Raw genomic sequence first — 22,070 nt, 5'->3', positions numbered from 1 at the left:
TCATGGCCGCACAACTGCGGGAACTCCGGTCGCGCATCAAGGCGACCAAGTCGATCGGCAAGATCACCAAGGCGATGGAGCTCATCGCCACCGCGCGCATCACCAAGGCGCGGGCGAAGGTCGCCGCTTCCCGGCCGTACGCGGACGAGATCACCAAGGTGCTCTCGGCGCTGGCCGGTGCGGCGACCAACCTCGACCACCCGCTGCTGGTCGAGCGCCCGAACCCGAAGCGGGCCGCTGTCCTGGTCGTGACGAGCGACAAGGGCCAGGCCGGCGGCTACAACGCCAACGTGCTGCGGGCCACCGAGGAGCTGCTCGCCCTGCTCCGCGACGAGGGCAAGGAGCCCGTCGTCTACGTGACCGGCAACAAGGGCCTCGGCTACTACCGGTTCCGCGGCCGTGAGGTGGCCGACAGCTGGACGGGCTTCTCCGACCAGCCCGGCTACGCCAACGCGGTGGCGGCCGGCGAGACCCTGGTCGAGTCGTTCATGCGCGGCGCGGACGATGCCGACGGCAACGCCGACGGTGTCGCCGGTGTCGACGAGATCCACATCGTCTACACCGAGTTCGTCTCGATGCTGACCCAGCGCCCGACCGCCAAGCGCGTCGCGCCGCTCGAGGTGGAGTACACCGAGGAGGGCGAGGAGCGGAAGCCGGAGCCCGGCGAGCTGTTCCCCAGCTACGAGTTCGAGCCGAGCGCCGACAAGCTGCTGGACTCGCTCCTGCCGAAGTACATCAACACGCGGATCTACGCCGCGCTGCTGGAGTCGGCGGCTTCGGAGCTGGCCGCCCGCCGGACGGCGATGAAGTCGGCGTCGGACAACGCGAACGAGCTGGTGAACACGCTGACGCGGGAGGCGAACCAGGCCCGCCAGGCGCAGATCACCCAGGAGATCTCCGAAATCGTCGGTGGCGCGAACGCGCTCACCGCAGCAGGAAGTGATGACTGATGACCAGTACTGAAGCCCCGCGCGCCAAGGGGCGCATCGTCTCGGTGACCGGGCCGGTCGTCGACGTCGAGTTCCCGCGCGGTTCCGTTCCCGAGCAGTTCAACGCGCTCAAGGTCGACATCGAGTTCGAGCAGCTGCGCAAGACCGTGACCCTCGAGGTCGCCAGCCACCTGGGTGACAACCTCGTCCGCACCATCTCCCTGCAGCCGCAGGACGGCCTGGTGCGCGGCGCGGAGGTCACCGACACCGGCGGCCCGATCACCGTCCCGGTGGGCGACAAGGTCAAGGGCCACGTCTACAACGCCCTCGGCGAGTGCCTCGACGAGCCCGGCTACGGCGAGGACCTCGAGCGCTGGGGCATCCACCGCAACCCGCCGTCCTTCGACCAGCTCGAGGGCAAGACGGAGATGCTGGAGACCGGCCTCAAGGTCGTCGACCTGCTCACCCCGTACGTCCAGGGTGGCAAGATCGGCCTGTTCGGCGGCGCCGGCGTAGGCAAGACGGTGCTCATCAAGGAGATGATCACCCGCGTCGCCCGCAACTTCGGTGGTACGTCGGTGTTCGCCGGTGTCGGCGAGCGCACCCGCGAGGGCAACGACCTCTTCCTGGAGATGTCCGAGGACGGCGTCATCAACGACACCGCCCTGGTCTTCGGCCAGATGGACGAGCCGCCGGGCACGCGCATGCGCGTCGCGCTCTCCGCGCTGACCATGGCGGAGTACTTCCGCGACGTCCAGAACCAGGACGTGCTGCTGTTCATCGACAACATCTTCCGGTTCACCCAGGCCGGCTCCGAGGTGTCGACCCTGCTGGGCCGCATGCCGTCGGCCGTGGGTTACCAGCCGACGCTGGCCGACGAGATGGGTCAGCTGCAGGAGCGGATCACCTCGACCCGGGGTCGCTCGATCACCTCGATGCAGGCGATCTACGTGCCGGCGGACGACTACACCGACCCGGCCCCGGCGACGACGTTCGCCCACCTGGACGCCACCACCGAGCTCTCCCGGTCGGTGTTCCAGAAGGGCATCTTCCCGGCGGTGGACCCGCTGGCGTCGACGTCGACGATCCTCGACCCGTCCATCGTCGGTGAGGACCACTACCGGGTGGCCTCCGAGGTCATCCGGATCCTGCAGAAGTACAAGGAGCTGCAGGACATCATCGCGATCCTCGGGATGGACGAGCTCTCGGAAGAGGACAAGCTGACCGTTCAGCGCGCGCGCCGCATCGAGCGGTTCCTGTCGCAGAACATGCTGGTCGCCGAGGCCTTCACCGGCCAGCCGGGCTCGACCGTGCCGCTGTCGGAGACGATCGAGTCGTTCGACCGCATCACCAAGGGTGACTTCGACCACTACCCGGAGCAGGCGTTCCTGGGCATCGGTGGCCTCGAGGACCTCGAGAAGAAGTACAAGGAAATCACCAAGAAGTGAGTTCCCGACGACGGCGGGGGCAGTGTCCGATGTGGACTCGAGCCCCCGCCGTTCTCATAGCTTGAGTCAGACCTATTACACTCGGTGGCAACACCCCGAGTTAAGGAGTGCACGTGGCTGAGATGTCCGTGGAGCTGGTGGCCGTCGAGCGCCGTCTCTGGTCGGGTACTGCCACTTTCGTGGTGGCCCAGACCACCGAGGGTGAGATCGGCATCATGGCCGGTCACGAACCCGTGCTCGGGCAGCTGGTCGAGGGTGGCGTGGTCAAGGTGACGACCACCGACGGGGAAACGGTCTACGCGGCCGTGCACGGCGGGTTCCTCTCCGTGACCGGTACCGGGGTGAGCATCCTCGCGGAGAGCGCCGAGCTCTCCGACGAGATCGACGTCGAGGCGGCCAAGGCGGCCCTGACCGGGGACGACGAAACCGAGCGGGCGAGGGCTTCGGCCCAGCTCCGCGCAGCGAATCAGTCGGCCTGAGCGCGAGACGGGCAGGAGCCGGGCCGTGAAGATCACCGTGGTCGTAGCAGGGCTCCTGATCGTGCTCGCGGTGCTGGCCGCCTGGTACGGCCAGCGGTGGATCCGGATGCGCCGCGGCGGCGGCGTGAGCGTCGCGCTGCGGTGGCGTCCGGACAACCCGCGGTCCAGCTGGCACCTGGGGCTGGGCCGCTACGAGGGCGACGAGTTCGTCTGGTACCGGGTGTGGAGCCTGCGCACCGGCGCCGACCGGGTCTTCCAGCGCGAGAGCATGCAGATCGCCGACCGCCGCGACCCGTCCGGCACCGAGGCCTACGCCGTCCCGGAGGGCTCGACGGTGTTGCGCTGCGAGTCGGAGACCCAGGAAGCGATCGAGATCGCCATGGGCCCCGGCGCGCTGACCGGCTTCCTCTCGTGGCTCGAGTCCGCCCCACCTGGTCGACGCCTCCCGCGCGCCTCGTAGCTGTCTCATTCCGAGACGGCCGGCGGCGCCTCCCGGGCTTACCGTGGAGGCCATGATTCTCATCGTGGTCAAGTGGCCGGTGAAGCCCGAGTACGCGGATTCCTGGCTGGACATCGTCGGGGACTTCACACGCAGCACCCGCGCCGAGGCGGGCAACAAGTTCTTCGAGTGGTCCCGCAGCGTCGACGACAAGAACACCTACGTGCTGGTCGAAGGCTTCGAGGGCCAGGACGCGGCCGTCGCGCACGTCGGCTCCGAGCACTTCAAGACGGCCGTCGCGACGCTCGGTGCGTACATCTCCGACAACCCGCGGATCATCAACGTCCAGGACGCCTCCGACTGGGGCCCGATGGCCGAGATCTCCCCGCACTAAACTCACTGCGTGACCCTCGTCGAGATCCCCGGCTCCAAGTCCGTCACCGCCCGTGGCCTGTTCCTCGCCGCCGCCGCGCACGGCACCACCACCCTCGGCCGTCCGCTGCACTCGGACGACACCGAGGGCTTCGCCGAGGGCCTGGTCAAGCTCGGCTACCGCGTCGACCGGCAGCCGGGCGCCTGGACCATCGAGGGCCGGCCGTCGGGCCCCGGGGTCGCCGAGGCCGACGTCTTCTGCCGGGACGGCGCCACGACCGCCCGGTTCCTGCCCGCGCTGGCCGCGGCCGGCACCGGCACGTTCCACTTCGACGCGTCCGGCCAGATGCGCCGGCGTCCGCTCGGGCCGCTGACCGACGCCCTGCAGGAGCTGGGCGTCGACCTGACCTTCCACGGCGAGCCGGGGCACCACCCCCTGACGGTCCGCGCGAACGGCGTCAAGGGCGGTGAGCTGACCCTCGACGCGGGGTTGTCGTCGCAGTTCCTGACGGCGTTGCTGCTGCTCGGCCCACTGACCGCGGAGGGCCTGCGGATCACGGTGACCGACCTCGTGTCGGTGCCCTACGTCGAGATCACCCTCGAGATGATGCGCCGGTTCGGCGTCGACGTCCGCCGTGAGGGCAAGACGTTCGTCGTGCCGCCGACGCCGTACCAGGCGTGCGAGTACCCGGTGGAGCCCGACGCGTCGACGGCGAGCTACTTCCTGGCCGCGGCGGCCGTCACCGGCCGCACGGTGACCATCCCGGGCCTCGGCTCGGACGCCCTGCAGGGCGACGTGCGCTTCGCCGACGTCCTGCGCGAGATGGGCGCCCACGTCGAGCTGACTCCCGATTCGGTGACGGTCGCGGGCCCGTCGGACGGCCTGCGCGGCATCACGGTGAACATGCGCGACATCTCGGACACGGTCCCGACCCTGGCGGCGATCGCGCCGTTCGCCTCCGGGCCGGTGCGCATCGAGGACGTCTACAACACGCGGATCAAGGAGTGCGACCGGCTCGACGCGTGCGAGGAGAACCTGCGCGCGATGGGCATCGAGGTCGCGACGGGCCGCGACTGGATCGAGATCCAGCCGGGGCCGCCGACGGGCGCGCTGGTGAAGTGCCGGCGCGACCACCGGATCGCGATGGCCTTCAGCGTCACGGGCCTGCTGGTCGACGGCGTGACCCTGGATGACCCGGAGTGCGTGAAGAAGACGTTCCCCGGCTTCCACCAGGCCCTGGCGGAGCTGCGCGCGAACTGGGGGGTCTAGGCGGGCTGCCCGCCCGGCTGCCACAGCACGTCCCCGTCGGGGTTGGCCAGCCGGGCCAGGATGAACAGCAGGTCCGACAGCCGGTTCAGGTACTTCAGGGCGATCGGGTTCGTCGTCTCCGGCTCGGCTTCGTACAGGGCCCACGCGCTTCGCTCCGCGCGCCGGGACACCGTCCGCGCCTGGTGCAGGAACGCCGCCCCCGGCGTGCCGCCCGGCAGGATGAACGACGTCAGCTTCGGCAGGCGCTCGTTGAACTCGTCGCACCAGCCTTCCAGCCGCTCGACGTACTTCTCGGTGATCCGCAGCGGCGGGTACGGCGGGTCGTCGGAAATCGGCAGGCAGAGGTCCGCGCCGACGTCGAAGAGGTCGTTCTGGACGGTGCGCAGCACGTCCGCGATCTCGCCCGGCAGGGAGCCGGCCGCGATCGCCAGGCCCAGCACGGAGTTCGTCTCGTCGGTGTCGGCGTACGCACCCAGCCGCGGGGACGTCTTCGGCACGCGCGAGCCGTCGCCGAGCGCGGTCGTGCCGTTGTCGCCGACCTTGGTGTAGACGCGGTTGATGCGAACGACCATGGACCCACCATAGCGGCCCCCGCCCGGGCCGAATCCGGGCGAGAGGGCATGATTGGCGGCCATGAGCGAGCACTTCGACGTGCATGGCGGAGCCCGGCTGGTCGGCGAGGTCGACGTGGTCGGCGCCAAGAACAGCGTGCTGAAGCTGATGGCCGCGGCCCTGCTGGCCGAGGGCACCACGACCATCACGAACTGCCCGCAGATCCTCGACGTCCCGCTGATGGGCGACGTGCTGCGGAGCGTCGGCTGCGAGGTCGTCATCGAGGGCGACACGGCCACCATCACGACGCCGGCCGAGCTGTCGCACCGCGCGGACTCGGCGGCGATGGGCAAGCTGCGCGCGTCCGTCTGCGTGCTGGGGCCGCTGGTCGGCCGGCTGAAGCAGGCCGTCGTGGCGTTGCCGGGCGGGGACGCGATCGGTTCGCGGCCGCTGGACATGCACCAGAACGGCCTGCGCAAGCTGGGCGCGACGAGCACGATCGAGCACGGCTGCGTCGTCGCGAAGGCCGAGACGCTGGTCGGCGCGCAGATCTGGCTGGACTTCCCGAGCGTCGGCGCGACCGAGAACATCCTGATGGCGGCCGTGCTGGCCGAGGGCACCACGGTCATCGACAACTGCGCGCGCGAGCCGGAGATCGTCGACATCTGCACGATGCTGACCGAGATGGGCGCGAAGATCGAAGGCGCCGGGACGTCGACGCTGACCGTGCACGGCGTGGAGCAGCTGCACCCGACCACGCACAGCGTGATCGGCGACCGGATCGTGGGCGCGACCTGGGCGTTCGCCGCCTCGATGACCCGCGGCGACATCACCGTGCGCGGGGTCAACCCGCACCACCTCGACCTGGTCCTGAACAAGCTGCAGCTGGCCGGCGCGGACGTCGAAACATTCGGCGACAAGGGTTTCCGCGTGGTCCAGCCGGAGCGCCCGAAGGCGGTCGACTGGGTGACGCTGCCGTACCCCGGCTTCGCGACCGACCTGCAGCCGTTCGCGGTGGCGCTGTCGGCGGTGTCGGAAGGCACGTCGATGATCACGGAGAACGTCTACGAGGCGCGCTTCCGGTTCATCGAGGAGATGGTCCGGTTGTCGGGCGACGCCCGCACGGACGGCCACCACGCGGTGGTCCGCGGCGTCGAGAGGCTCTCGAGCGCGCCGGTCTGGGCGTCGGACATCCGCGCGGGCGCGGGGCTGGTGCTCGCGGGCCTGTGCGCGGACGGCGTCACCGAGGTCTGGGACGTCTTCCACATCGACCGGGGCTACCCGCACTTCGTCGAGAACCTGAACCGCCTGGGCGCGAACATCAAGCGCGTCACCGGCGAACCCGAGCGGAAGTGACTCAGCCGCCCTGCGCGCCCAGTGCGCGCAGGGCGTACTCGACGAGCCGGTCCACGTAGTCCGGCTCGGCGGGTGCCTGCCGGACGATCAGGCGCCAGTAGATCGGCGCGGCCAGCACGTCCAGGGCCATCTCCAGGTCGAGGTCTCCGGGCAGCTCGCCGCGCGCGACGGCCCGGCGCAGCATCACTTCGCCGACCTCGCGCCGCGATCGGCCGACCTGCTCGCGCACGGTGCGGTTGCGCTCCGGGTTTCGCGCGTCCTCCGCGACGAGGTCCGGCAGGATCCGCGAGAACAGCGGGTGGGTCAGCCAGTCGATCAGGGCCTGCATCGTTTCGCGCAGATCGCCGCGCAGTGATCCGGTGTCGGCCACGGTCGCGCGGGTCACGCTGAATTCCGTGACCACCGCGGCGATCATCTCTTCCTTCGACCGCCAGCGCCGGTAGAGCGCGCTCTTGCCGACCCCGGCGCGTTTCGCCACCGCCTCCATCGACAGCCGGCCGTATCCCTGATCGGCCAGTTCCCGGAGGACGGCGTCGGTGATGGCCTGCGTGACCTCGGGCTGGAGGACCGCGGCGCCGGTCGGGGTGCGTGCCATGGAGGCAGTCTAGCGGGTGGACGGAACGGTACCGTCCCGTCTACTCTGACGTCGGGACGGTACCGTCCCGTCCGAACGTTGAAGGAGGCTGCGATGCGCGACTTCGTCGAGCACGCGCTGGAGTTGCTGCTGAAGCACGACATGGCGGGGTTCGCCGGGCTCTGGGCCGAGGACGGCGTCCTCGAATTCCCCTTCGCCGCGCCCGGTTACCCCCGGCGCGTCGAGGGGCGCGAGGCGATCCGCGAGTACCTGCGCGACTACCCGAACCTGCTGGACATCCGCGAAATCACGGCGAAGACCGTGCACGAAACGACCGACCCGGCCGTGGTCGTCGGCGAGTTCACCGTCGCCGGGGTCGTGGTGGCCACGCAGAAGCCGTACGAGCTGTCGTACATCGCGGTGATCACCGTCGAGGACGGCGAGATCCGCCACTACCGCGACTACTGGAGCCCGCTCGCCGCGGCGGAGATCCTCGGCGGCGTCGAAGAGCTGACGGCGGCCTTCGGTGGCTGACGTCCTGGTCCTCGGCGGCACCGGCACGACCGGCCGCCGGGTCGTCGCGGGCCTGCGCGCGAACGGCGTCCCGGCGCGGGCCGCCACCCGCAAACCGGGCCGACCGGGCGAAGTCCGGTTCGACTGGACCGACCGCGCCACCCACGCCGGCGCGCTGAGCGGGGTTTCGGCGGTGTACCTCTTGCCTCCCATCGGCGAGGTCGACCCCGTGCGGCTGGTGCGGCCGTTCTTGACCGACGCCCTCGACGCGGGCGTCCGGCGGGTCGTCCTGCTCAGCTCGTCGGCCGTCACCGGCGACACCCCGGGCCTCGGCGACCTGCAGCGGCTGGTGCGCACGGCGCCGGAGTGGGCGGTGCTGAAGCCGTCCTGGTTCATGCAGAACTTCACCGGCGAGCACCTGGTCGCCCAGGGGGTGCGGGACGGCGAGATCGTCACGGCCACCGGCGACGCGCGGGTCGCGTTCGTCGACGCCGGCGACATCGCGGCGGTCGCTGTCCGCGCATTGACCGATCCGGCCCCGCACAACACCGAACACGTCCTGACCGGCCCGGCCGCGCTGAGCTACGCCGAGGCGGCCGCGATCGTGTCCGCGCACCTCGGACGCCCGGTGCGGCACCGCCCGGTCGGCACGGCGGAGTTCGCCGAACGCGTGGCGGCGTCGGGGATCCCCGCCGGGTTCGCCCGCGTGCTGGCCGCCCTCGACGAGGACATCCGGGGCGGTGCCGAAGACCGCGTCACCCCGGTCGTCGAGCAGGTCACCGGGCGGCCGGCCCGTGCGTTCGAGACCTTCGTGCGGGAGGAACTCCGGTGACGTGACCGAAATCCGCGAGACCGGGCCGGTCGCGGTGGATTAGCGTGGGCAGCCGTGACGTGGAGTTCGTACGGCAGTTACCTGGTCATCGTGGTGCTGATCGTCCTCGCGCCGGGGCCGGACACGATGGTCATGCTCAAGAACGCGTTGTCCGGTGGGTTCCGGGGCGGCCTGCTCGCGTCGCTCGGCATCTTCGCCGGCAACGTCGTGCAGGGCAGCGCCGCGGCGCTGGGGCTCGGCGTCCTCATCGCCCGGTCGCAGCCGGTGTTCGTCGCGCTCAAGTGGGCCGGCGCGGCCTACCTCGGGTACCTCGGCGTCCAGGCGCTGCGCGGCGCCTTCCGCGGCGACTACCCCGCGGTCGGGGAGGTCCAGCGGCGCCGGGGCGGCGGCTTCCGGCGGTTCCGCGAGGGCTTCCTGTCCAACATCACCAACCCGAAGGTGCTGGTGCTGTACCTGTCGGTGCTGCCGCAGTTCCTCGACCCGGCGCGCACGACGACGGGGGACGCGCTCGCGCTGGCCTACACCGTCGCCGTGCTCGGCGTCCTGTGGCTGCTCGTGCTGCTGGTGTTCGTGCACCGCGTGCGGGCCTGGCTCGAGCGCCGCCGGGTGCGCCGCACGCTGGACGGCGTCACCGGCACCGCGCTGCTCGGCTTCGGCGCCGCCCTCGCCCTGGAGTCCTGATGAGCTGGAGCACGTACGCCGGTTTCGCCGGGATGATGGCGTTCCTGGCGATGATGCCGGGCCCGGACACGATGGTGGTGCTGAAGAACGCCCTGACCGGTGGCGCCCGCGGCGGCGGCTGGGCGTGCGCGGGCATCACGGTGGCGAACTTCCTGCAGGGCACGGCGGCCGCGCTCGGCCTGGGCGCGGTGATCACCCGGTACCGCCCGGTGTTCGAGACGGTGAAGTGGCTCGGCGCGGCGTACCTGGTCTTCCTGGGCATCCAGGCCTTGCGCGGCGCGTGGCGCGGCGACTACGAAGCCCTCGACGACGTCCGGAAGGCCCGCGCCTCCCGCGGACGGCGGTTCCGCGAAGGGTTCCTGTCCAACGTCACCAACCCGAAGGTCATCGTGCTGTACCTGTCGGTGCTGCCGCAGTTCCTGACACCGGGCGTGACGGACCAGGCCGACGCCCTGCTGCTGGCGTACACGGTGGCGGCCCTGGGCGTGGTGTGGCAGGTGCTGCTGCTGTTGTTCGTGCACCGGGTGCGGGGCTGGCTGGGACAGCGGAAGGTGCGCCGGGTGATGGACGGCGCGACGGGCACGGCACTGGTGGGCTTCGGAGCGGCGCTCGCACTGGAGGGCTGACGGCTTTCGCCCGTGACCACGCGATCGACCGGGCACAGAAGGTGCACGAGCGCACGCGAGACTCGGCGGGAGGCACTCCGGCGGAGTAGTGTTCGGCCATGTCAGCAGGCGAAATCGATCTTCTGCCCGGTGAACGCGTGCTCTGGGCGGGGGAGCCGGTCCAGCGCCCGCTCTACGTGGCCGCGGACGGGGTCATCGCCCCGGCCGGGCTCGTCCTCGCCGCCGCCGCGCTCTGGTTCCTGCTCACGAAGCAGCCGAGCGGTCCCACGATGGCCCTGACGGTGGTGGCGCTGGTGCTCGGCCTCTACGGCGCGGCCGGCCGGTCGATCGTCCGCTACCTCGCCCTCGGGCGCACGACCTACGCGGTGACGGACAGCCGGATCATCGCGCGCTCGGGCCTGTTCCGGCAGAAGGAGCGCTCCAGCGAGCTGGCCGGTCTGTCGGAGCCGGTGCTCAAGCCAGGACCCTCCCGCACCGGGACCATCACCTTCGGCGGATCGGGCGCGGTGACGCTGATGGGCGTCGGCGAGCCCAAGCGCGTCCGCGACCTGCTCACCAAGGCCATCGACGAGGCCAAGGCCCGCCAGGCCCCGCCGGAAGCGGGCAGTTCGGCCGCCTGACCGGGCAACCCGCGGCCCTCCTCGGAGCGTCACCCCGGCAAGAACGCCGGGGAGGTCGCCGTGGACGAGCCGATCATCGCCCTCGAGCCGGGGGAACGGCTGCTGTGGTCGGGACGGCCGCGGCGGGTCACCCCGACGGGGCTCGAGTGGTACCGCATCGTCTTCGGCGCGGTCATGGTGTCGGGGCTCGCCGTCGCCATCGGGCTGCCGGTCACGGGCGGCGTGGTCCCGGTTCCGCTCGTGGTCGTGGCGGCCGTGGGGCTCGCCATCGTGGTGGGGCCGGTGTTGTGGCGGCTCCGGACGACGCGCCACGCGGTGTACGCGGTGACCGACCAGCGGGTCGTGGTGGCCGACTCCGTCTCGGGCCGCACCCGCGCGTACGAGTACCTGGAAAACCTGGAGCTCCCGGTCGTCCGGCGCGGCCGGAACGGGATCGGCACGCTCACCTTCACGAGGCTGGACGCGTCCGTGCACGTGTTCGGCTACGCGGTGCCGAAGCGGCACCAGCCGGCCCCGATCGAGATGTTCGCCGTGCCGGACGCCGACGGGCTCCGCGAGCTGATCGTGCGGGAGCAGGGCGCGGACTGACGTCACCCGGACGTGTCCGATGGCACTGCCCCCGTAAGTTACCGGCCGGTACACTCGACGAAACGTCCACCGCCGGAGGTGCCCCGTGCCGTACCCAACGGACCGCGAACGAGACCGCCCCTGGGTGATGCGCACCTACGCCGGGCACTCCTCGGCGACCGCGTCGAACGAGCTCTACCGGCGCAACCTCGCGAAGGGGCAGACCGGGCTCTCGGTGGCGTTCGACCTGCCCACCCAGACCGGCTACGACCCGGACCACCAGCTCGCCCGCGGCGAGGTCGGCAAGGTCGGCGTCCCGGTGTCGCACATCGGCGACATGCGGCAGCTCTTCGACGGCATCCCGCTCGCCGAAGCCAACACGTCGATGACCATCAACGCGCCGGCCATGTGGCTGCTCGCGCTGTACGTCTCCGTGGCCCGCGAGCAGGCCGAAGCGGAGGGGCGCGACGTCGGCGAGGTCCTCGCGAAGCTCGCCGGCACCACGCAGAACGACATCATCAAGGAGTACCTCTCCCGCGGGACCTACATCTTCCCGCCCGGGCCGAGCCTGCGGCTGATCACCGACGTGATCGCCTGGACCGTGCACCACGTCCCCAAGTGGAACCCGATCAACATCTGCAGCTACCACCTGCAGGAAGCCGGCGCGACGCCGACGCAGGAAGTCGCGTACGCGCTGTGCACCGCGATCGCCGTGCTCGACGCCGTCCGCGACTCGGGGCAGGTCGACGAGGCCGACATGGCGAAGGTCGTCGCGCGGATCTCCTTCTTCGTCAACGCCGGCGTCCGGTTCGTCGAGGAGATGTCCAAGATGCGCGCGTTCACCGCGCTCTGGGACGAACTCACGCGGGATCGCTACGGCGTCACCGATCCCAAGGCCCGCCGCCTGCGCTACGGCGTGCAGGTCAACTCGCTCGGGCTGACCGAGGCCCAGCCGGAGAACAACGTCCAGCGGATCGTGCTCGAGATGCTCGCGGTGTCGCTCTCCCGCGGCGCCCGCGCCCGCGCGATCCAGCTGCCCGCGTGGAACGAGGCCCTCGGCCTGCCGCGCCCGTGGGACCAGCAGTGGGCGCTGCGGATGCAGCAGGTGCTCGCGTTCGAGACGGACCTGCTGGAGTACGAGGACATCTTCGACGGCTCGCACGTCATCCAGGCGAAGGTCGACGAAATCATGGCCGGCGCCCGCGAGGAGATCGCCCGCGTGCAGGACCTCGGCGGCGCGGTCGCCGCGGTCGAGAGCGGCTACATGAAGTCGCAGCTGGTCGCCTCACTGGCCGAATACCGCCGCGCGATGGAGAACGGCGAACGGATCCTGGTCGGCGTCAACAAGTTCGGGACGACCGAACCGTCGCCCCTGCAGGCCGAAGGCGCGAAGGCGATCGAGACGATCGACCCCGCCGTCGAGAAGGCCGCCGTCACGGCCATCGAGGAATGGCGGTCCCAGCGGGACAACGACGCCGTCGAGCGGTCGCTGGCGACGCTGAAGGAACGCGCGCGGACCACGGAAAACCTCTTCGAGGCCACTGTGGACTGCGCGCGGGCCGGCGTGACCACCGGCGAGTGGGCCGGCGCGCTGCGCGAGGTGTTCGGCGAATACCGGGCGCCCACCGGCGTTTCCGCCGCCGCGGTCGCCGGCACGGGCGACCCCGAGCTGGAGCGGGTGCGCACGCGGGTCCGGGAAACCGAGGCCGAGCTGGGCGAACGGCTGCGGATCCTGGTCGGCAAGCCGGGCCTCGACGGGCACTCCAACGGCGCCGAGCAGGTCGCCGTCCGGGCGCGCGACGTCGGCTTCGAGGTCGTCTACCAGGGCATCCGGCTGACACCCGAGCAGATCGTCGCGGCCGCGGTGCAGGAAGGCGTGCACGTCGTCGGGCTGTCCGTGCTGTCCGGTTCGCACCTCGAGGTCGTCCCGCACGTCGTCGACGGCCTGCGCGCCGCCGGCGCCGGTGACGTGCCGGTGATCGTCGGCGGCATCATCCCGCCGGACGACGCCGCGCTCCTGGCCGAACGCGGCATCGCCCGGGTGTTCACGCCGAAGGACTACGAGCTCACCGGGATCATGGACGGCATCGTCAGCCTGATCCGCGAGCGGCACGGCCTCAGCTGAGCTCCGCCAGGATGTCCTTCGTGGACTTCACGGTGGCGAACTGGTTCGCCAGGTTCGCCGCCGTGACGCGGTACAGCTCGTCCGCGGTCACCTCCGGGAGGTCGAACGTGAACGTGGCGTCGAGGGCGAAAGTGACGTCGTAGCCGAGGTTCCCGCCCATCCGCGCGGTGGTCTCGCAGCAGAAGTTCGTCTGGATGCCGGCCAGGACGAAGCTCGTGATGCCGCGCTTGCGCAGCCACGCGTCGAGGTCGACGTCGCCGATGAACGCCGAGTTGACCTGCTTGCCGAAGACCAGGTCCGGGCGGGCGCCGTCGAGTTCGGGCTTGAAGTCGTTGCCCGGCTGCCCCGGCCGCAGCGGCGAGTCCGGCTTGACGGAGTCGTGGTGCACGAGCACGACGGGCAGCCGCCGCTCCTGCCACGCGTCGAGCAGGGCCTTCATGTTCGCCTCGGCGCCCGGGTTGTTGCGCGGGCCCCAGAACTCCGCGTCGTCGAACCCGCGCTGGACGTCGATCAGGATGAGTGCCGTTTCGGTCATGCCGTCGAGTTTCGCCTGCTCCCGCCGTCGCGGGGGAGTGGCAGAAGAGGCGCGATGCGGTACTTTCCTGCCATGCGCACGATCGGCGTCCTCCTCCTGCCCGGCACCCGGATGTTCGACCTCGCGGTGATCGGCGAGGTCTGGGGCCAGGACCGGACCGACAGCGGGATCGGGCCGTTCACCGTGCGGCTGTGCGGCCCGGGCCGGGTGCGGACGCCCGTGTCGCCGTTCGGCGACGTCGCGGCCACGCACGGGCTCACCGGGCTCGACGGCTGCGACCTCGTGCTGGCGCCGGGCCGCGACGACCCCCTCGCGCCGGTGCCGCCGTCCGCTGCCGCGGCGCTGCGCCGTGCGCACCGGGCCGGGGCGACCGTCGCCGGGTTGTGCTCCGGCGCGTTCACGCTCGCCGCCGCCGGCCTGCTCGACGGCCGCCCGGCGACCACGCACTGGCGCGACTTCGACGCCCTCGCCCGCGTCGCGCCGCGAGCGGAGTTGCGGCGCGACGTGCTCTACACCGAGGACGGCGGGGTCCTGACGTCCGCGGGCGTCGTCGGCGGCCTCGACCTCTGCCTGCACCTGGTCCGGCGCGACCACGGCGCCGACGTCGCCGCCGCGCTGGCCCGCCGGCTGGTGATGCCGCCGGCGCGCGAGGGCGGGCAACGGCAGTACGTCGACAACCCGCTGCCGCCGCCGTCGGCCCAGCCCGGCCTGACGTCCACAATGGACTGGGCGCTGGCCAGGCTCGGCGCCGGGATCGGCGTCGAGGACCTGGCCGGGCACGCGCGGATGAGCGAACGGACGTTCCACCGCGAGTTCGCCGCGGCGACCGGCGTGACCCCGGGACGCTGGCTGCGCGTCCAGCGCGTCCGGTACGCGCGGCAGCTGCTGGAGACGACGTCGCTGCCGGTCGAGCGGGTCGCCGAGCGGTCCGGGCTGGGCACGGCGGCCAACCTGCGGCGCCGGATGCGCGCCGAGGTCGGCGTCGGCCCGGACAGCTACCGGCGCACATTCCGGTCCGGAGGGGCTACCGTCGGGGAATGTACGAGCACCTGCTGATGAGCCGGGACGGCGACACCGTCACGATCACCATGAACCGGCCGGCGCGGCGCAACTCGCTGTCCGCGGACCACCTCGCCGAGCTGCTCGCCGCGTTCCGCGCGGCGGGGGCGTCCGACGCGACCGGCATCGTGCTGGCCGGCGCGGGGCCGGTGTTCTCCGCCGGGCACGACTTCGCCGACGTCGCCGCTCGTGACCTGGTGGGCGTCCGCGAGCTGCTGACGTTGTGCACGGACCTGATGAAGACGATGCAGTCGATCCCGCAGGTCGTCATCGCGCGGGTGCACGGCCTGGCCACCGCGGCGGGCTGTCAGCTCGTGGCGTCGTGCGACCTGGCCGTGGCCGCCGAGTCGGCGGGTTTCGCGTTGCCGGGCGGCAAGGGCGGCTGGTTCTGCCACACGCCGGCGGTGCCGGTGGCCCGCTCGATCGGCCGCAAGCGGCTGATGGAGCTGGCGCTGACCGGCGACGTCATCGACGCGGCGACGGCGCTCGACTGGGGCCTGGTCAACCGGGTCGTGCCCGGCGACCAGCTCGACGACGCCGTCGGGGACCTGCTGTCGCGGGCGACGCGCGGCAGCCGCGCCAGCAAGTCGATGGGCAAGGTGACGCTCTACGCCCAGCTCGACCGGCCCGAGGCCGACGCGTACGCGATCGCCCTGGAGGTCATGGCCGCGGCGGCCCAGCTGCCCGGCGCCCGCGAAGGCATGGCGGCGTTCCTGGAGAAGCGCAAACCCTCCTGGCCCGACTGACCCGAGGGGCACTTTCACGTGAAAGTGCCCTTTTCGCGGTCCGGAGTCCATACCATACGGTATGGTATGGACATGGCGGGCAAACGGGACTGGCTGGACGCGGGGTTGGTGCTGCTGGCGGAGCAGGGCGCGCCGTCGGTGACGATCGAGCGGCTGACCGAGCGGCTCGGACTGTCCAAGGGCTCCTTCTACCACCACTTCAAGGGCATGAGCGGCTACCGCACCGCGCTGCTGGAGCACTTCGAGGCCGAACGCACCACGCGGTTCGTGGAGCAGGCCGAAGCGGCGGAGGAGGACCGGCTGGGCGCCCTGCTCGAGCTCGTTCTCGCGCCGGGACCCGGACCCGAGCTGGAGATCGCCGTCCGGGCGTGGGCGTCGCAGGACGCCGAAGCGAGAGCTGTCCAGGAGCGCGTGGACCGGACCCGCGTGGCCTACCTGACCGAGATCAGCGGCGACGCCGACCTCGCTCAGGCGCTGTACCTCGTCGTCGTCGGCGCCGGCCAGGTCGTGCCGCCGCTGTCCGGGCGGCGGCTGAAGAGCGCGTTGGAACTCGTACTGGGGAGAAGGAAATGACCGGGCCCTACCTCGACGGCGCCGATTACGTCGAATTCAAGGAAATCGAGAGCGAGAACAGCCTCCGCGAGTTCGTCGCGGGTGTCTTCGGCTGGTCACCGGCCTGGGTGAAGGCCCTGTTCGGCGTCCGCTACCTGCTCGCCAAGGCACTGCGGCTGGACACCGCCTCGGTGCCGCGCACCGGCCGCCTCCGGCCGGAGGACGTCGGTTTCGCGCCCGGTGACCGCTTGGCGTTCTTCACCGTGCGCGCCGGCGACCCGGAGCGCTACCTCGTCGCGGGGGTCGACGACAGCCACCTGACCGGGTACCTGACGGTCGAGGCGCTGCCCCGTGGCTTCCGCCTCGGCACGATCGTGCACTTCCACAATCGCGTCGGCCCGGCCTACTTCGCGCTGATCAAGCCGTTCCACCACCTGGTGATCCGCGGGATACTCAAGGCCGGTGCCGCTCGAAGAGCATGAGCTGCGCCCAGGCGGCGATCGACTGCGCGTCGGTGATGTCGCCCGCGAGGATCATCTTCTCGACGTCCGCCCGCGCGAACCACGCGCTGCGCATGTCCTGCTCCTCGTGCTCGCGCTCCGGCTCGCCCTCGGCGATGTCCGTGGCGAGGAACACCCAGCCGCGCTGGCTGCTCATGCCGGCGGCGACGTCGAGCTTGCCGAGCGGAACCATCGAGCCGGCCCGCAACCCGGTCTCCTCGCGCAGTTCCCGCACGGCGAGCTCGGCCGGCGGCACGTCGGCCAGGTCGGGCGCGGTGCCCTGCGGGAACTCCCAGCGGCGCTCGCCGAGCGGGTAGCGGAACTGCTCGACCAGCCGGAACCGGTCGCCGTCCTGGGCGATGACGAGCGCGTAGTCCGGTTTGTCGATCACGCCGTAGATGCCCGGCGAGCCGTCGGTGCGGCGGATATCGTCCTCCCGCACCGTCATCCAGTTGTTCCGGTACACCTCGCGGGACGCGACACGCTGAATGGGGTCCACGCGCCCAGTATCACCGACCCTGTCCTACCCTCCTCGGGTGCGTCTCGTGATCGCGCGGTGCCAGGTCGACTACGCCGGCCGGCTCACCGCCCACCTGCCGATGGCCACCCGCCTGCTGCTCGTCAAGTCCGACGGCTCGGTGTCGGTGCACTCCGACGACCGTGCGTACAAGCCGTTGAACTGGATGAGCCCGCCCTGCTGGCTGATCGAGGACGGCAAGCTCTGGATCGTCGAAAACAAGCAGGGCGAGAAGCTGGTGATCTCGATCGACGAGATCTTCCACGACTACGCCCAGGCCCTGGGCGCCGAACCGGGCCTGCAGAAGGACGGCGTCGAAGCGCACCTGCAGGAACTGCTGGCCGAGCACATCAAGACCCTCGGCGACGGCTACACGCTGGTCCGCCGCGAATTCCCGACGGCGATCGGCCCGGTCGACATCATGGCCCGCGACGCCGAAGGCCGTTCGGTGGCGGTCGAGATCAAGCGCCGCGGCGAAATCGACGGTGCCATAAGCGCTCTACCCGCCGATACCTCACGTGCCCGCCACTGGGCCGTGGAGGTGAAGCGTCGCGCCACGATCGACGCCGTAGAGCAGCTCACGCGGTACCTGGAACTCCTCAACCGTGATCCGCTCTTGGCACCAGTCGGTGGCATTCTCGCTGCTCAGGCCATCGCGCCGCAGGCGCGCACCCTGGCTGAGGACCGGGGCATCCGGTGTGTCGTTCTTGATTACGACGAACTTCGGGGCATCCCCAGCGAAGAGATGCGCCTCTTCTAGCGACCAACAGACGAAGAGCCCGTCCTCGCGCCTTCGAGGACGGGCTCCTCCGTGTCACGCCGGCCGCCGGAACTCGCCGTCTTCAACGCCGCCGATGAACGCGTCCCACTCGCCCGGGGTGAACACCAACACCGGCCCCGTCGGGTTCTTGGAGTCACGCACGGCGGTCAACTCGCCTACGTGCGCGACTTCAACGCACTGGCCGTTGCCGCTGCTCCGTGAGCTCTTACGCCACATGGCACCCGACAGATCAACCTCGGTCATGATCGATCTAACCTCCCTTCGCCTTCAGCTCGCTGGCAATCTCCTTGATGAGTGATGCCGAATCGTTAGGGCTGAGCGCCACCGCCACCAGGTTGTCGAAGATGGATCGATACCGGGTGATGTCGGCGTCCGACTCTAGGAAGAGATCACCAGCCATCGAGTCGATGTAGATGAGGTCAGTGTCCATCGGATCCTCGAAGTCCATCAGGACGAACTGACCCGGCATGCCGGGATGAGCACCGGCACCAAACGGGATCACTTGGAAGGTGATGTTCGGCGACTTCACCACGGTGCTCAGGTGCTTCAGCTGCTCGCCCATCACGGCGGCGCCACCAACCAGCCGCCGCAGTGCCGCCTCGTCGACGATCGCCCAGAACTTGAGCGGCTTGTCCTTGGTGAGGACGGCCTGCCGCTCAATCCGAGCCTGAACACGGTCCTCGACCTCGTCATCGGTCGCCGAGGGAAGAACGCCACGAATCACTGCGCGGGCGTACGCCTCGGACTGGAGCAGGCCCGGCAAGAACAGCGACTCGTAGTTGCGGACGCCCTGCGCCTCGCTCTCGAAGCTGATGTAGGCGGTGTACTCCTCCGGCAGCTCGGAGTGGTACGGCCTCAGCCACCCCTGCTGCGTCGCGTCCTTGAGCAGGCTGATCAAGTAGTCACGCTGCTCAGGTTGGACGTCGTAGAGGTTGAGCAGCGCCATCATGGTGCGCTTCTGCGGGCGTGCCCTCGCCGTTTCAATCCGGTAGAGCGTCGCCTCGTTGATGCCGGTCTGCTCGCTCACCTGTTCGCGGCTTAGATCGGCCGCTCCACGAAGACGGCGCAGCTCAGCAGCCATCCGACGCAGTCGGACGGATGGTGTCTGCCTCCTCGGTGCCACGGTGTCGATCCTTCCTCACCCCTTCGGTCGGGGCCACGTAAGTGTGGCCGTCCTCTACCTGGTCTTCCAAACCGGGGGCGTTTGCAACCCGCGTAAACGCAAGGCGTGCGTTTGCCTCCATGCGGAGGCATCCTTGCATGCGGTACCGGTCGCTGTCCTCCAACTCCGCACCGTTACCGCCACCGGGACCGGCCGGACGGCGTGAATCCGACGCCCGCTGTCCGGCTGGTCCCGCCACGACCACGCACGTAAGCAAGGGGCACGTCATGGAGCTGCTCGATCGGCCGCTCATCGCTGAAGGGAGGACTGGTCAGCTGGCCTACGGCTACATGAAGGTTCCTCGTGACATCGAGGACGAAAAGGTCCGGGTGATGGAGATCCGCATGCGGGCATACGCCACCGACTTAGGGCTGACGTTCTCGGATTTTTTCTATGAGTTCAGCTGCGGCTCTCTCACGGTGTTCGACGAGATGATTGAAGAGCTGGTAGTAAAGGGGGCTCGTTACGTCATCGTGCCGACCCTCCGCCACTTTGCGCGGCACCGACTCTTGCAAGAACAGATGATTGCGCGCGTCTACCGCTTGGCCAACGCCGAAGTACTGGACCTGAGCGCATATGAACGATGACCGCAAACTCAACATGCTGATCGTTCGCCAGCTCGGCGACGTCAATCGGCTTACGGGCGAGTTCGTCGCTGGGATTCTCGACGGCTCAATCAGCAAAGAAGACCAGATCGCTTTCGCGACCAAACTCACCGACCTTGCAGGTTTCATCAAGCAGCGTGCTACCGGCGAGGTTGAGCGGGGCTCGGTTATTGAAGGAGAAGTTCAAGATGACTGTGGTACTTCAAGCGCCGGTTCAGCAGACCATCCAGATTCCTGAGCCTCGCGTTGAGATGGACCGACCACGCAGGCGGGACACGCTTCTCCTTGCTACTGCTCCCTCGGCTCTCAGCTCCGCTTATTCGTTCATCGTCCTGACGCTTGAACGCTGGCAGACACCGCAGCTGATCGACAACGCAAGTGTGCTCGTTCACCAGCTCGTCACGAACGCGCTTGAACAGGCTCCTCAAGACCTGCTGTCGCTTATCCGAATCAACCTGTTCGGCTTCGCGAGGTTCGTCATCATCGAGGTACACGACTCGTCGAGCGTATGCCCGCCAGAGCTCGAGGACGGCTACGAGGGTGAAGCATCCCTTTTGGAGGCGCTACACGGGTGTAGTCGGCGGTGGGGCGGTATGCCGACACCCACAGGCAAGTTGATATGGGCTGAACCACTCCCGGCGCCCGAGATAACTGAAGCGGGCCTACCTAAGCGCAGGCCGGCGCCGACGCCTTATCCGCGTGAATCACCTACGCCCCCCGCACGACAATGAACTTCTCCAATGGATCGCAGACGGCCTGAGGGATTGGTAAGCCTCCACCAATCCACGCTCGGCTCTCCGTTGGAGTCCGGCCCCTCTCAACCGGCGGCAGGTTGAGAGGGGCGCTCCTCTTCCGGCTGTCCGCCGGAGGCTAAGAAATCCCACACAAGAGAGAGTGATAGTGAAGAAGACTGTCCTCGCTGCGTCCGCCTTGGCCGTCGCAGCAACCCTGCCTTCAGCATCCATCGCATCGGCCGACGTCCACACGGACATCGTCGGCGGCACCGGGGCGACGGGTAACACGTCGTGGATGGTGTCGCTCCAATTCGACGCTCCGAAGTACGACCGGACCAACTACCACACCTGCGGCGGGACGCTCGTCTTCCGCAACTGGGTGGTCACCAACGCCCACTGCGTGACGGACATGCCGCCGTCGCTCCTGAAGACGAAGCGCTTCAACTCGACCGGGTGCGAACAGGGTAAGCCGATCCCCACCGCCGACAAGCAGTTCAAGGTGCGCGTGGGCTCGAAGGACCGGACGAACGGTGGGGAGACGGCCAGCGTGGTGCAGATCGTCGCGCACCCGGACTGGCACTGGGGCATGACCGCCCCCGTCGACGACATCGCCATGCTCAAGTTGGACCACCCCGTCAACATGCAGCCAATCCAGCTCGCTGGTCGGGCGGCACTAGCTGGTGACCGGCTCAGGATCTATGGCTTCGGCGGCGACCTGCCGGACTGCTCGGGTGATCTGCCCACCCAGCTCCAGCAGCTCGACACCAAGGTGCTCCCGCCCGCCAAGTGTGCCGAAGCGGGCCAGTCCGCTGGGGAGATCTGCACGAACAACCCGCACCAGACGGACGGCCCTGGCCCGGGTGACTCAGGTGGCCCCGCGGTGAAGTTCAACCGGGACGGCACGGCACAGCTGGTCGGCTCGTGCAGCCGTGCGGCGGCCGAGTTGCCCGGCGAATCGCCCACCATCTACACGAGCGAGCCGGACTTCCGCGACTGGATCTACAACACAGCGCGCGGCGTGAGCGCCGCCGCATAGTCCTTAACCACGAACACCCCTTGGCCGTCTGCGGAGGCCAAGGGGTGTTCGTCTTTCTGGTGTGCGTAACGGATAAGACGTACTCGGCGACTTCCAGGCACGTTGTGAAACTGGGGAGATGCAATGAGCAGGCGCAATGACTTTTGGGACGGCTCAAACCCGCTCGGCCTGCTGGTGTGGTTGATCGTTCTTATCGGCCCTATTACGGTCGGGGCATACCTCGGCAGGGTGATGCCGGGATGGTGCGGGCCGGCCTACGGCCTGATCATCGGCTGGCTGGCGACCGCGCTCTCGGGCAACTCGCGGTACCGCTGGGTGGTCGGCGGTGTCGCGCTCGTCGTCGCCACGCTGAGCTGGTACCTCAGCCGCGTCGCCTCTCTTGATTGATCGATACTAGCTATCGCGCCTGACCCACGTGGGCTAAACAGCCTGTTCAGACGCATCCTCGCCTGCTTCTATG

General features: G+C 69.6%; 29 protein-coding genes. 23 read left to right on the top strand and 6 right to left on the bottom strand.

The annotated features are described in order from the left end of the window. Positions 1–2 precede the first annotated feature (2 nt). From DV20_RS05425 to aroA, 6 genes are all read left to right on the top strand, one after another. Positions 3–950: a F0F1 ATP synthase subunit gamma gene (locus tag DV20_RS05425; RefSeq protein ID WP_043776877.1), complete on the top strand. Its 948-nt coding sequence runs from the start codon at positions 3–5 to the stop codon at positions 948–950. Further along, positions 950–2,377 carry a F0F1 ATP synthase subunit beta gene (atpD, locus tag DV20_RS05420; RefSeq protein WP_043776876.1) on the top strand — a complete coding sequence of 476 codons (1,428 nt, stop codon included), beginning with the start codon at positions 950–952 and terminating at the stop codon, positions 2,375–2,377. Before DV20_RS05425 ends, atpD begins: the two co-directional genes overlap by 1 nt. Before the next feature lie 113 nt (positions 2,378–2,490). Next, positions 2,491–2,856 carry a F0F1 ATP synthase subunit epsilon gene (locus DV20_RS05415; protein ID WP_043777225.1) on the top strand — a complete coding sequence of 122 codons (366 nt, stop codon included), beginning with the start codon at positions 2,491–2,493 and terminating at the stop codon, positions 2,854–2,856. A gap of 25 nt (positions 2,857–2,881) precedes the next feature. Beyond that, the gene (locus DV20_RS05410) at positions 2,882–3,316 is read left to right on the top strand and encodes a DUF2550 domain-containing protein (protein WP_013229520.1); all 435 of its coding nucleotides are present in this window, start codon (positions 2,882–2,884) and stop codon (positions 3,314–3,316) included. Between the two features lie 52 nt (positions 3,317–3,368). Then, positions 3,369–3,689, top strand: coding sequence for a putative quinol monooxygenase (locus DV20_RS05405; protein WP_043776874.1), 321 nt, complete (start codon positions 3,369–3,371; stop codon positions 3,687–3,689). 9 nt (positions 3,690–3,698) lie between these two features. After that, a complete protein-coding gene (aroA, locus tag DV20_RS05400; protein WP_043776873.1) occupies positions 3,699–4,937 on the top strand; it encodes a 3-phosphoshikimate 1-carboxyvinyltransferase in 1,239 nt (412 codons plus the stop codon). Here the strand turns inward: aroA and DV20_RS05395 are convergent. Further along, positions 4,934–5,509, bottom strand: coding sequence for a cob(I)yrinic acid a,c-diamide adenosyltransferase (locus tag DV20_RS05395; protein ID WP_043776872.1), 576 nt, complete (start codon positions 5,507–5,509; stop codon positions 4,934–4,936). The two genes, aroA and DV20_RS05395, sit on opposite strands and share 4 nt — an antisense overlap. 61 nt (positions 5,510–5,570) lie before the next feature. On the opposite strand from DV20_RS05395, the gene murA reads away from it, so the two are divergent. Further along, entirely contained in the window at positions 5,571–6,845 is a 1,275-nt protein-coding gene (gene murA / locus DV20_RS05390) for a UDP-N-acetylglucosamine 1-carboxyvinyltransferase (RefSeq protein ID WP_043776870.1), read from the top strand. A gap of 1 nt (position 6,846) precedes the next feature. On the opposite strand, the gene DV20_RS05385 is transcribed toward murA, so the two are convergent. Beyond that, positions 6,847–7,440, bottom strand: a complete 594-nt coding sequence (locus DV20_RS05385) for a TetR/AcrR family transcriptional regulator (RefSeq protein WP_043776868.1) — start codon at positions 7,438–7,440, stop codon at positions 6,847–6,849. A gap of 78 nt (positions 7,441–7,518) precedes the next feature. On the opposite strand from DV20_RS05385, the gene DV20_RS05380 reads away from it, so the two are divergent. From DV20_RS05380 to DV20_RS05350, 7 genes are all read left to right on the top strand, one after another. After that, a complete protein-coding gene (locus DV20_RS05380; RefSeq protein ID WP_268747395.1) occupies positions 7,519–7,953 on the top strand; it encodes a nuclear transport factor 2 family protein in 435 nt (144 codons plus the stop codon). Next, entirely contained in the window at positions 7,946–8,764 is an 819-nt protein-coding gene (locus DV20_RS05375; RefSeq protein WP_043776865.1) for an NmrA family NAD(P)-binding protein, read from the top strand. Before DV20_RS05380 ends, DV20_RS05375 begins: the two co-directional genes overlap by 8 nt. A gap of 54 nt (positions 8,765–8,818) precedes the next feature. After that, complete coding sequence (locus DV20_RS05370) at positions 8,819–9,445, top strand: LysE family translocator (RefSeq protein ID WP_043776863.1); 627 nt, start codon at positions 8,819–8,821, stop codon at positions 9,443–9,445. Next, positions 9,445–10,071: a LysE family translocator gene (locus tag DV20_RS05365; protein WP_043776861.1), complete on the top strand. Its 627-nt coding sequence runs from the start codon at positions 9,445–9,447 to the stop codon at positions 10,069–10,071. Before DV20_RS05370 ends, DV20_RS05365 begins: the two co-directional genes overlap by 1 nt. A 98-nt stretch (positions 10,072–10,169) precedes the next feature. Beyond that, positions 10,170–10,691, top strand: a complete 522-nt coding sequence (locus DV20_RS05360; protein ID WP_084093328.1) for a YdbT family protein — start codon at positions 10,170–10,172, stop codon at positions 10,689–10,691. A 60-nt stretch (positions 10,692–10,751) separates the two neighbouring features. Beyond that, on the top strand, positions 10,752–11,279 hold the full coding sequence (locus DV20_RS05355) for a hypothetical protein (protein WP_043776858.1): 528 nt from the start codon (positions 10,752–10,754) through the stop codon (positions 11,277–11,279). Between the two features lie 85 nt (positions 11,280–11,364). Next, positions 11,365–13,383 carry a protein meaA gene (locus DV20_RS05350; protein WP_084093327.1) on the top strand — a complete coding sequence of 673 codons (2,019 nt, stop codon included), beginning with the start codon at positions 11,365–11,367 and terminating at the stop codon, positions 13,381–13,383. Here DV20_RS05350 and DV20_RS05345 read toward each other — a convergent pair. Beyond that, positions 13,376–13,918, bottom strand: a complete 543-nt coding sequence (locus DV20_RS05345) for a cysteine hydrolase family protein (RefSeq protein WP_043776854.1) — start codon at positions 13,916–13,918, stop codon at positions 13,376–13,378. The two genes, DV20_RS05350 and DV20_RS05345, sit on opposite strands and share 8 nt — an antisense overlap. A 72-nt stretch (positions 13,919–13,990) precedes the next feature. Between DV20_RS05345 and DV20_RS05340 the strand changes: the two genes are divergently transcribed. The 4 genes from DV20_RS05340 to DV20_RS05325 all read left to right on the top strand — a co-directional run bounded on the left by DV20_RS05340 (position 13,991) and on the right by DV20_RS05325 (position 16,757). After that, entirely contained in the window at positions 13,991–14,974 is a 984-nt protein-coding gene (locus DV20_RS05340; RefSeq protein ID WP_043776852.1) for a GlxA family transcriptional regulator, read from the top strand. Then, on the top strand, positions 14,956–15,723 hold the full coding sequence (locus tag DV20_RS05335; protein ID WP_043776851.1) for an enoyl-CoA hydratase-related protein: 768 nt from the start codon (positions 14,956–14,958) through the stop codon (positions 15,721–15,723). The genes DV20_RS05340 and DV20_RS05335 overlap by 19 nt, the downstream gene beginning before the upstream one ends. A gap of 72 nt (positions 15,724–15,795) precedes the next feature. Beyond that, the gene (locus tag DV20_RS05330) at positions 15,796–16,296 is read left to right on the top strand and encodes a TetR/AcrR family transcriptional regulator (RefSeq protein WP_235190711.1); all 501 of its coding nucleotides are present in this window, start codon (positions 15,796–15,798) and stop codon (positions 16,294–16,296) included. Continuing rightward, positions 16,293–16,757 carry a DUF2867 domain-containing protein gene (locus tag DV20_RS05325; RefSeq protein ID WP_043776848.1) on the top strand — a complete coding sequence of 155 codons (465 nt, stop codon included), beginning with the start codon at positions 16,293–16,295 and terminating at the stop codon, positions 16,755–16,757. The genes DV20_RS05330 and DV20_RS05325 overlap by 4 nt, the downstream gene beginning before the upstream one ends. Here DV20_RS05325 and DV20_RS05320 read toward each other — a convergent pair. Further along, positions 16,729–17,274 carry an NUDIX domain-containing protein gene (locus DV20_RS05320; protein ID WP_043776846.1) on the bottom strand — a complete coding sequence of 182 codons (546 nt, stop codon included), beginning with the start codon at positions 17,272–17,274 and terminating at the stop codon, positions 16,729–16,731. The two genes, DV20_RS05325 and DV20_RS05320, sit on opposite strands and share 29 nt — an antisense overlap. Before the next feature lie 37 nt (positions 17,275–17,311). Between DV20_RS05320 and nucS the strand changes: the two genes are divergently transcribed. Further along, positions 17,312–18,052 carry an endonuclease NucS gene (gene nucS / locus DV20_RS05315; RefSeq protein WP_043776845.1) on the top strand — a complete coding sequence of 247 codons (741 nt, stop codon included), beginning with the start codon at positions 17,312–17,314 and terminating at the stop codon, positions 18,050–18,052. Between the two features lie 54 nt (positions 18,053–18,106). Here the strand turns inward: nucS and DV20_RS05310 are convergent, their stop codons facing one another. Both DV20_RS05310 and DV20_RS05305 read right to left on the bottom strand, forming a co-directional pair. After that, positions 18,107–18,316, bottom strand: coding sequence for a DUF397 domain-containing protein (locus tag DV20_RS05310; protein ID WP_043776843.1), 210 nt, complete (start codon positions 18,314–18,316; stop codon positions 18,107–18,109). A 7-nt stretch (positions 18,317–18,323) separates the two neighbouring features. After that, positions 18,324–19,154, bottom strand: coding sequence for a helix-turn-helix domain-containing protein (locus tag DV20_RS05305; RefSeq protein WP_051735798.1), 831 nt, complete (start codon positions 19,152–19,154; stop codon positions 18,324–18,326). A gap of 308 nt (positions 19,155–19,462) precedes the next feature. Between DV20_RS05305 and DV20_RS05300 the strand changes: the two genes are divergently transcribed. The 4 genes from DV20_RS05300 (at position 19,463) to DV20_RS05290 (ending at position 21,997) form a co-directional block, all read left to right on the top strand. After that, a complete protein-coding gene (locus DV20_RS05300; RefSeq protein WP_043776836.1) occupies positions 19,463–19,822 on the top strand; it encodes a hypothetical protein in 360 nt (119 codons plus the stop codon). Beyond that, positions 19,812–20,078 (top strand): hypothetical protein, encoded by a 267-nt coding sequence (locus DV20_RS43660; protein ID WP_084093325.1) that lies wholly within the window; start codon positions 19,812–19,814, stop codon positions 20,076–20,078. The genes DV20_RS05300 and DV20_RS43660 overlap by 11 nt, the downstream gene beginning before the upstream one ends. Before the next feature lie 662 nt (positions 20,079–20,740). Then, positions 20,741–21,610, top strand: coding sequence for a S1 family peptidase (locus DV20_RS05295; RefSeq protein ID WP_043776834.1), 870 nt, complete (start codon positions 20,741–20,743; stop codon positions 21,608–21,610). 123 nt (positions 21,611–21,733) lie between these two features. Next, positions 21,734–21,997: a hypothetical protein gene (locus DV20_RS05290; protein ID WP_043776832.1), complete on the top strand. Its 264-nt coding sequence runs from the start codon at positions 21,734–21,736 to the stop codon at positions 21,995–21,997. The last annotated feature ends 73 nt before the right edge of the window (positions 21,998–22,070 follow it).

This window comes from Amycolatopsis rifamycinica (assembly GCF_000695625.1).
Classification (GTDB): Bacteria; Actinomycetota; Actinomycetes; order Mycobacteriales; family Pseudonocardiaceae; genus Amycolatopsis; species Amycolatopsis rifamycinica.
Note: the sequence above shows the minus strand (reverse complement) of the source record. Positions and strands in the feature narration are given on the sequence as shown.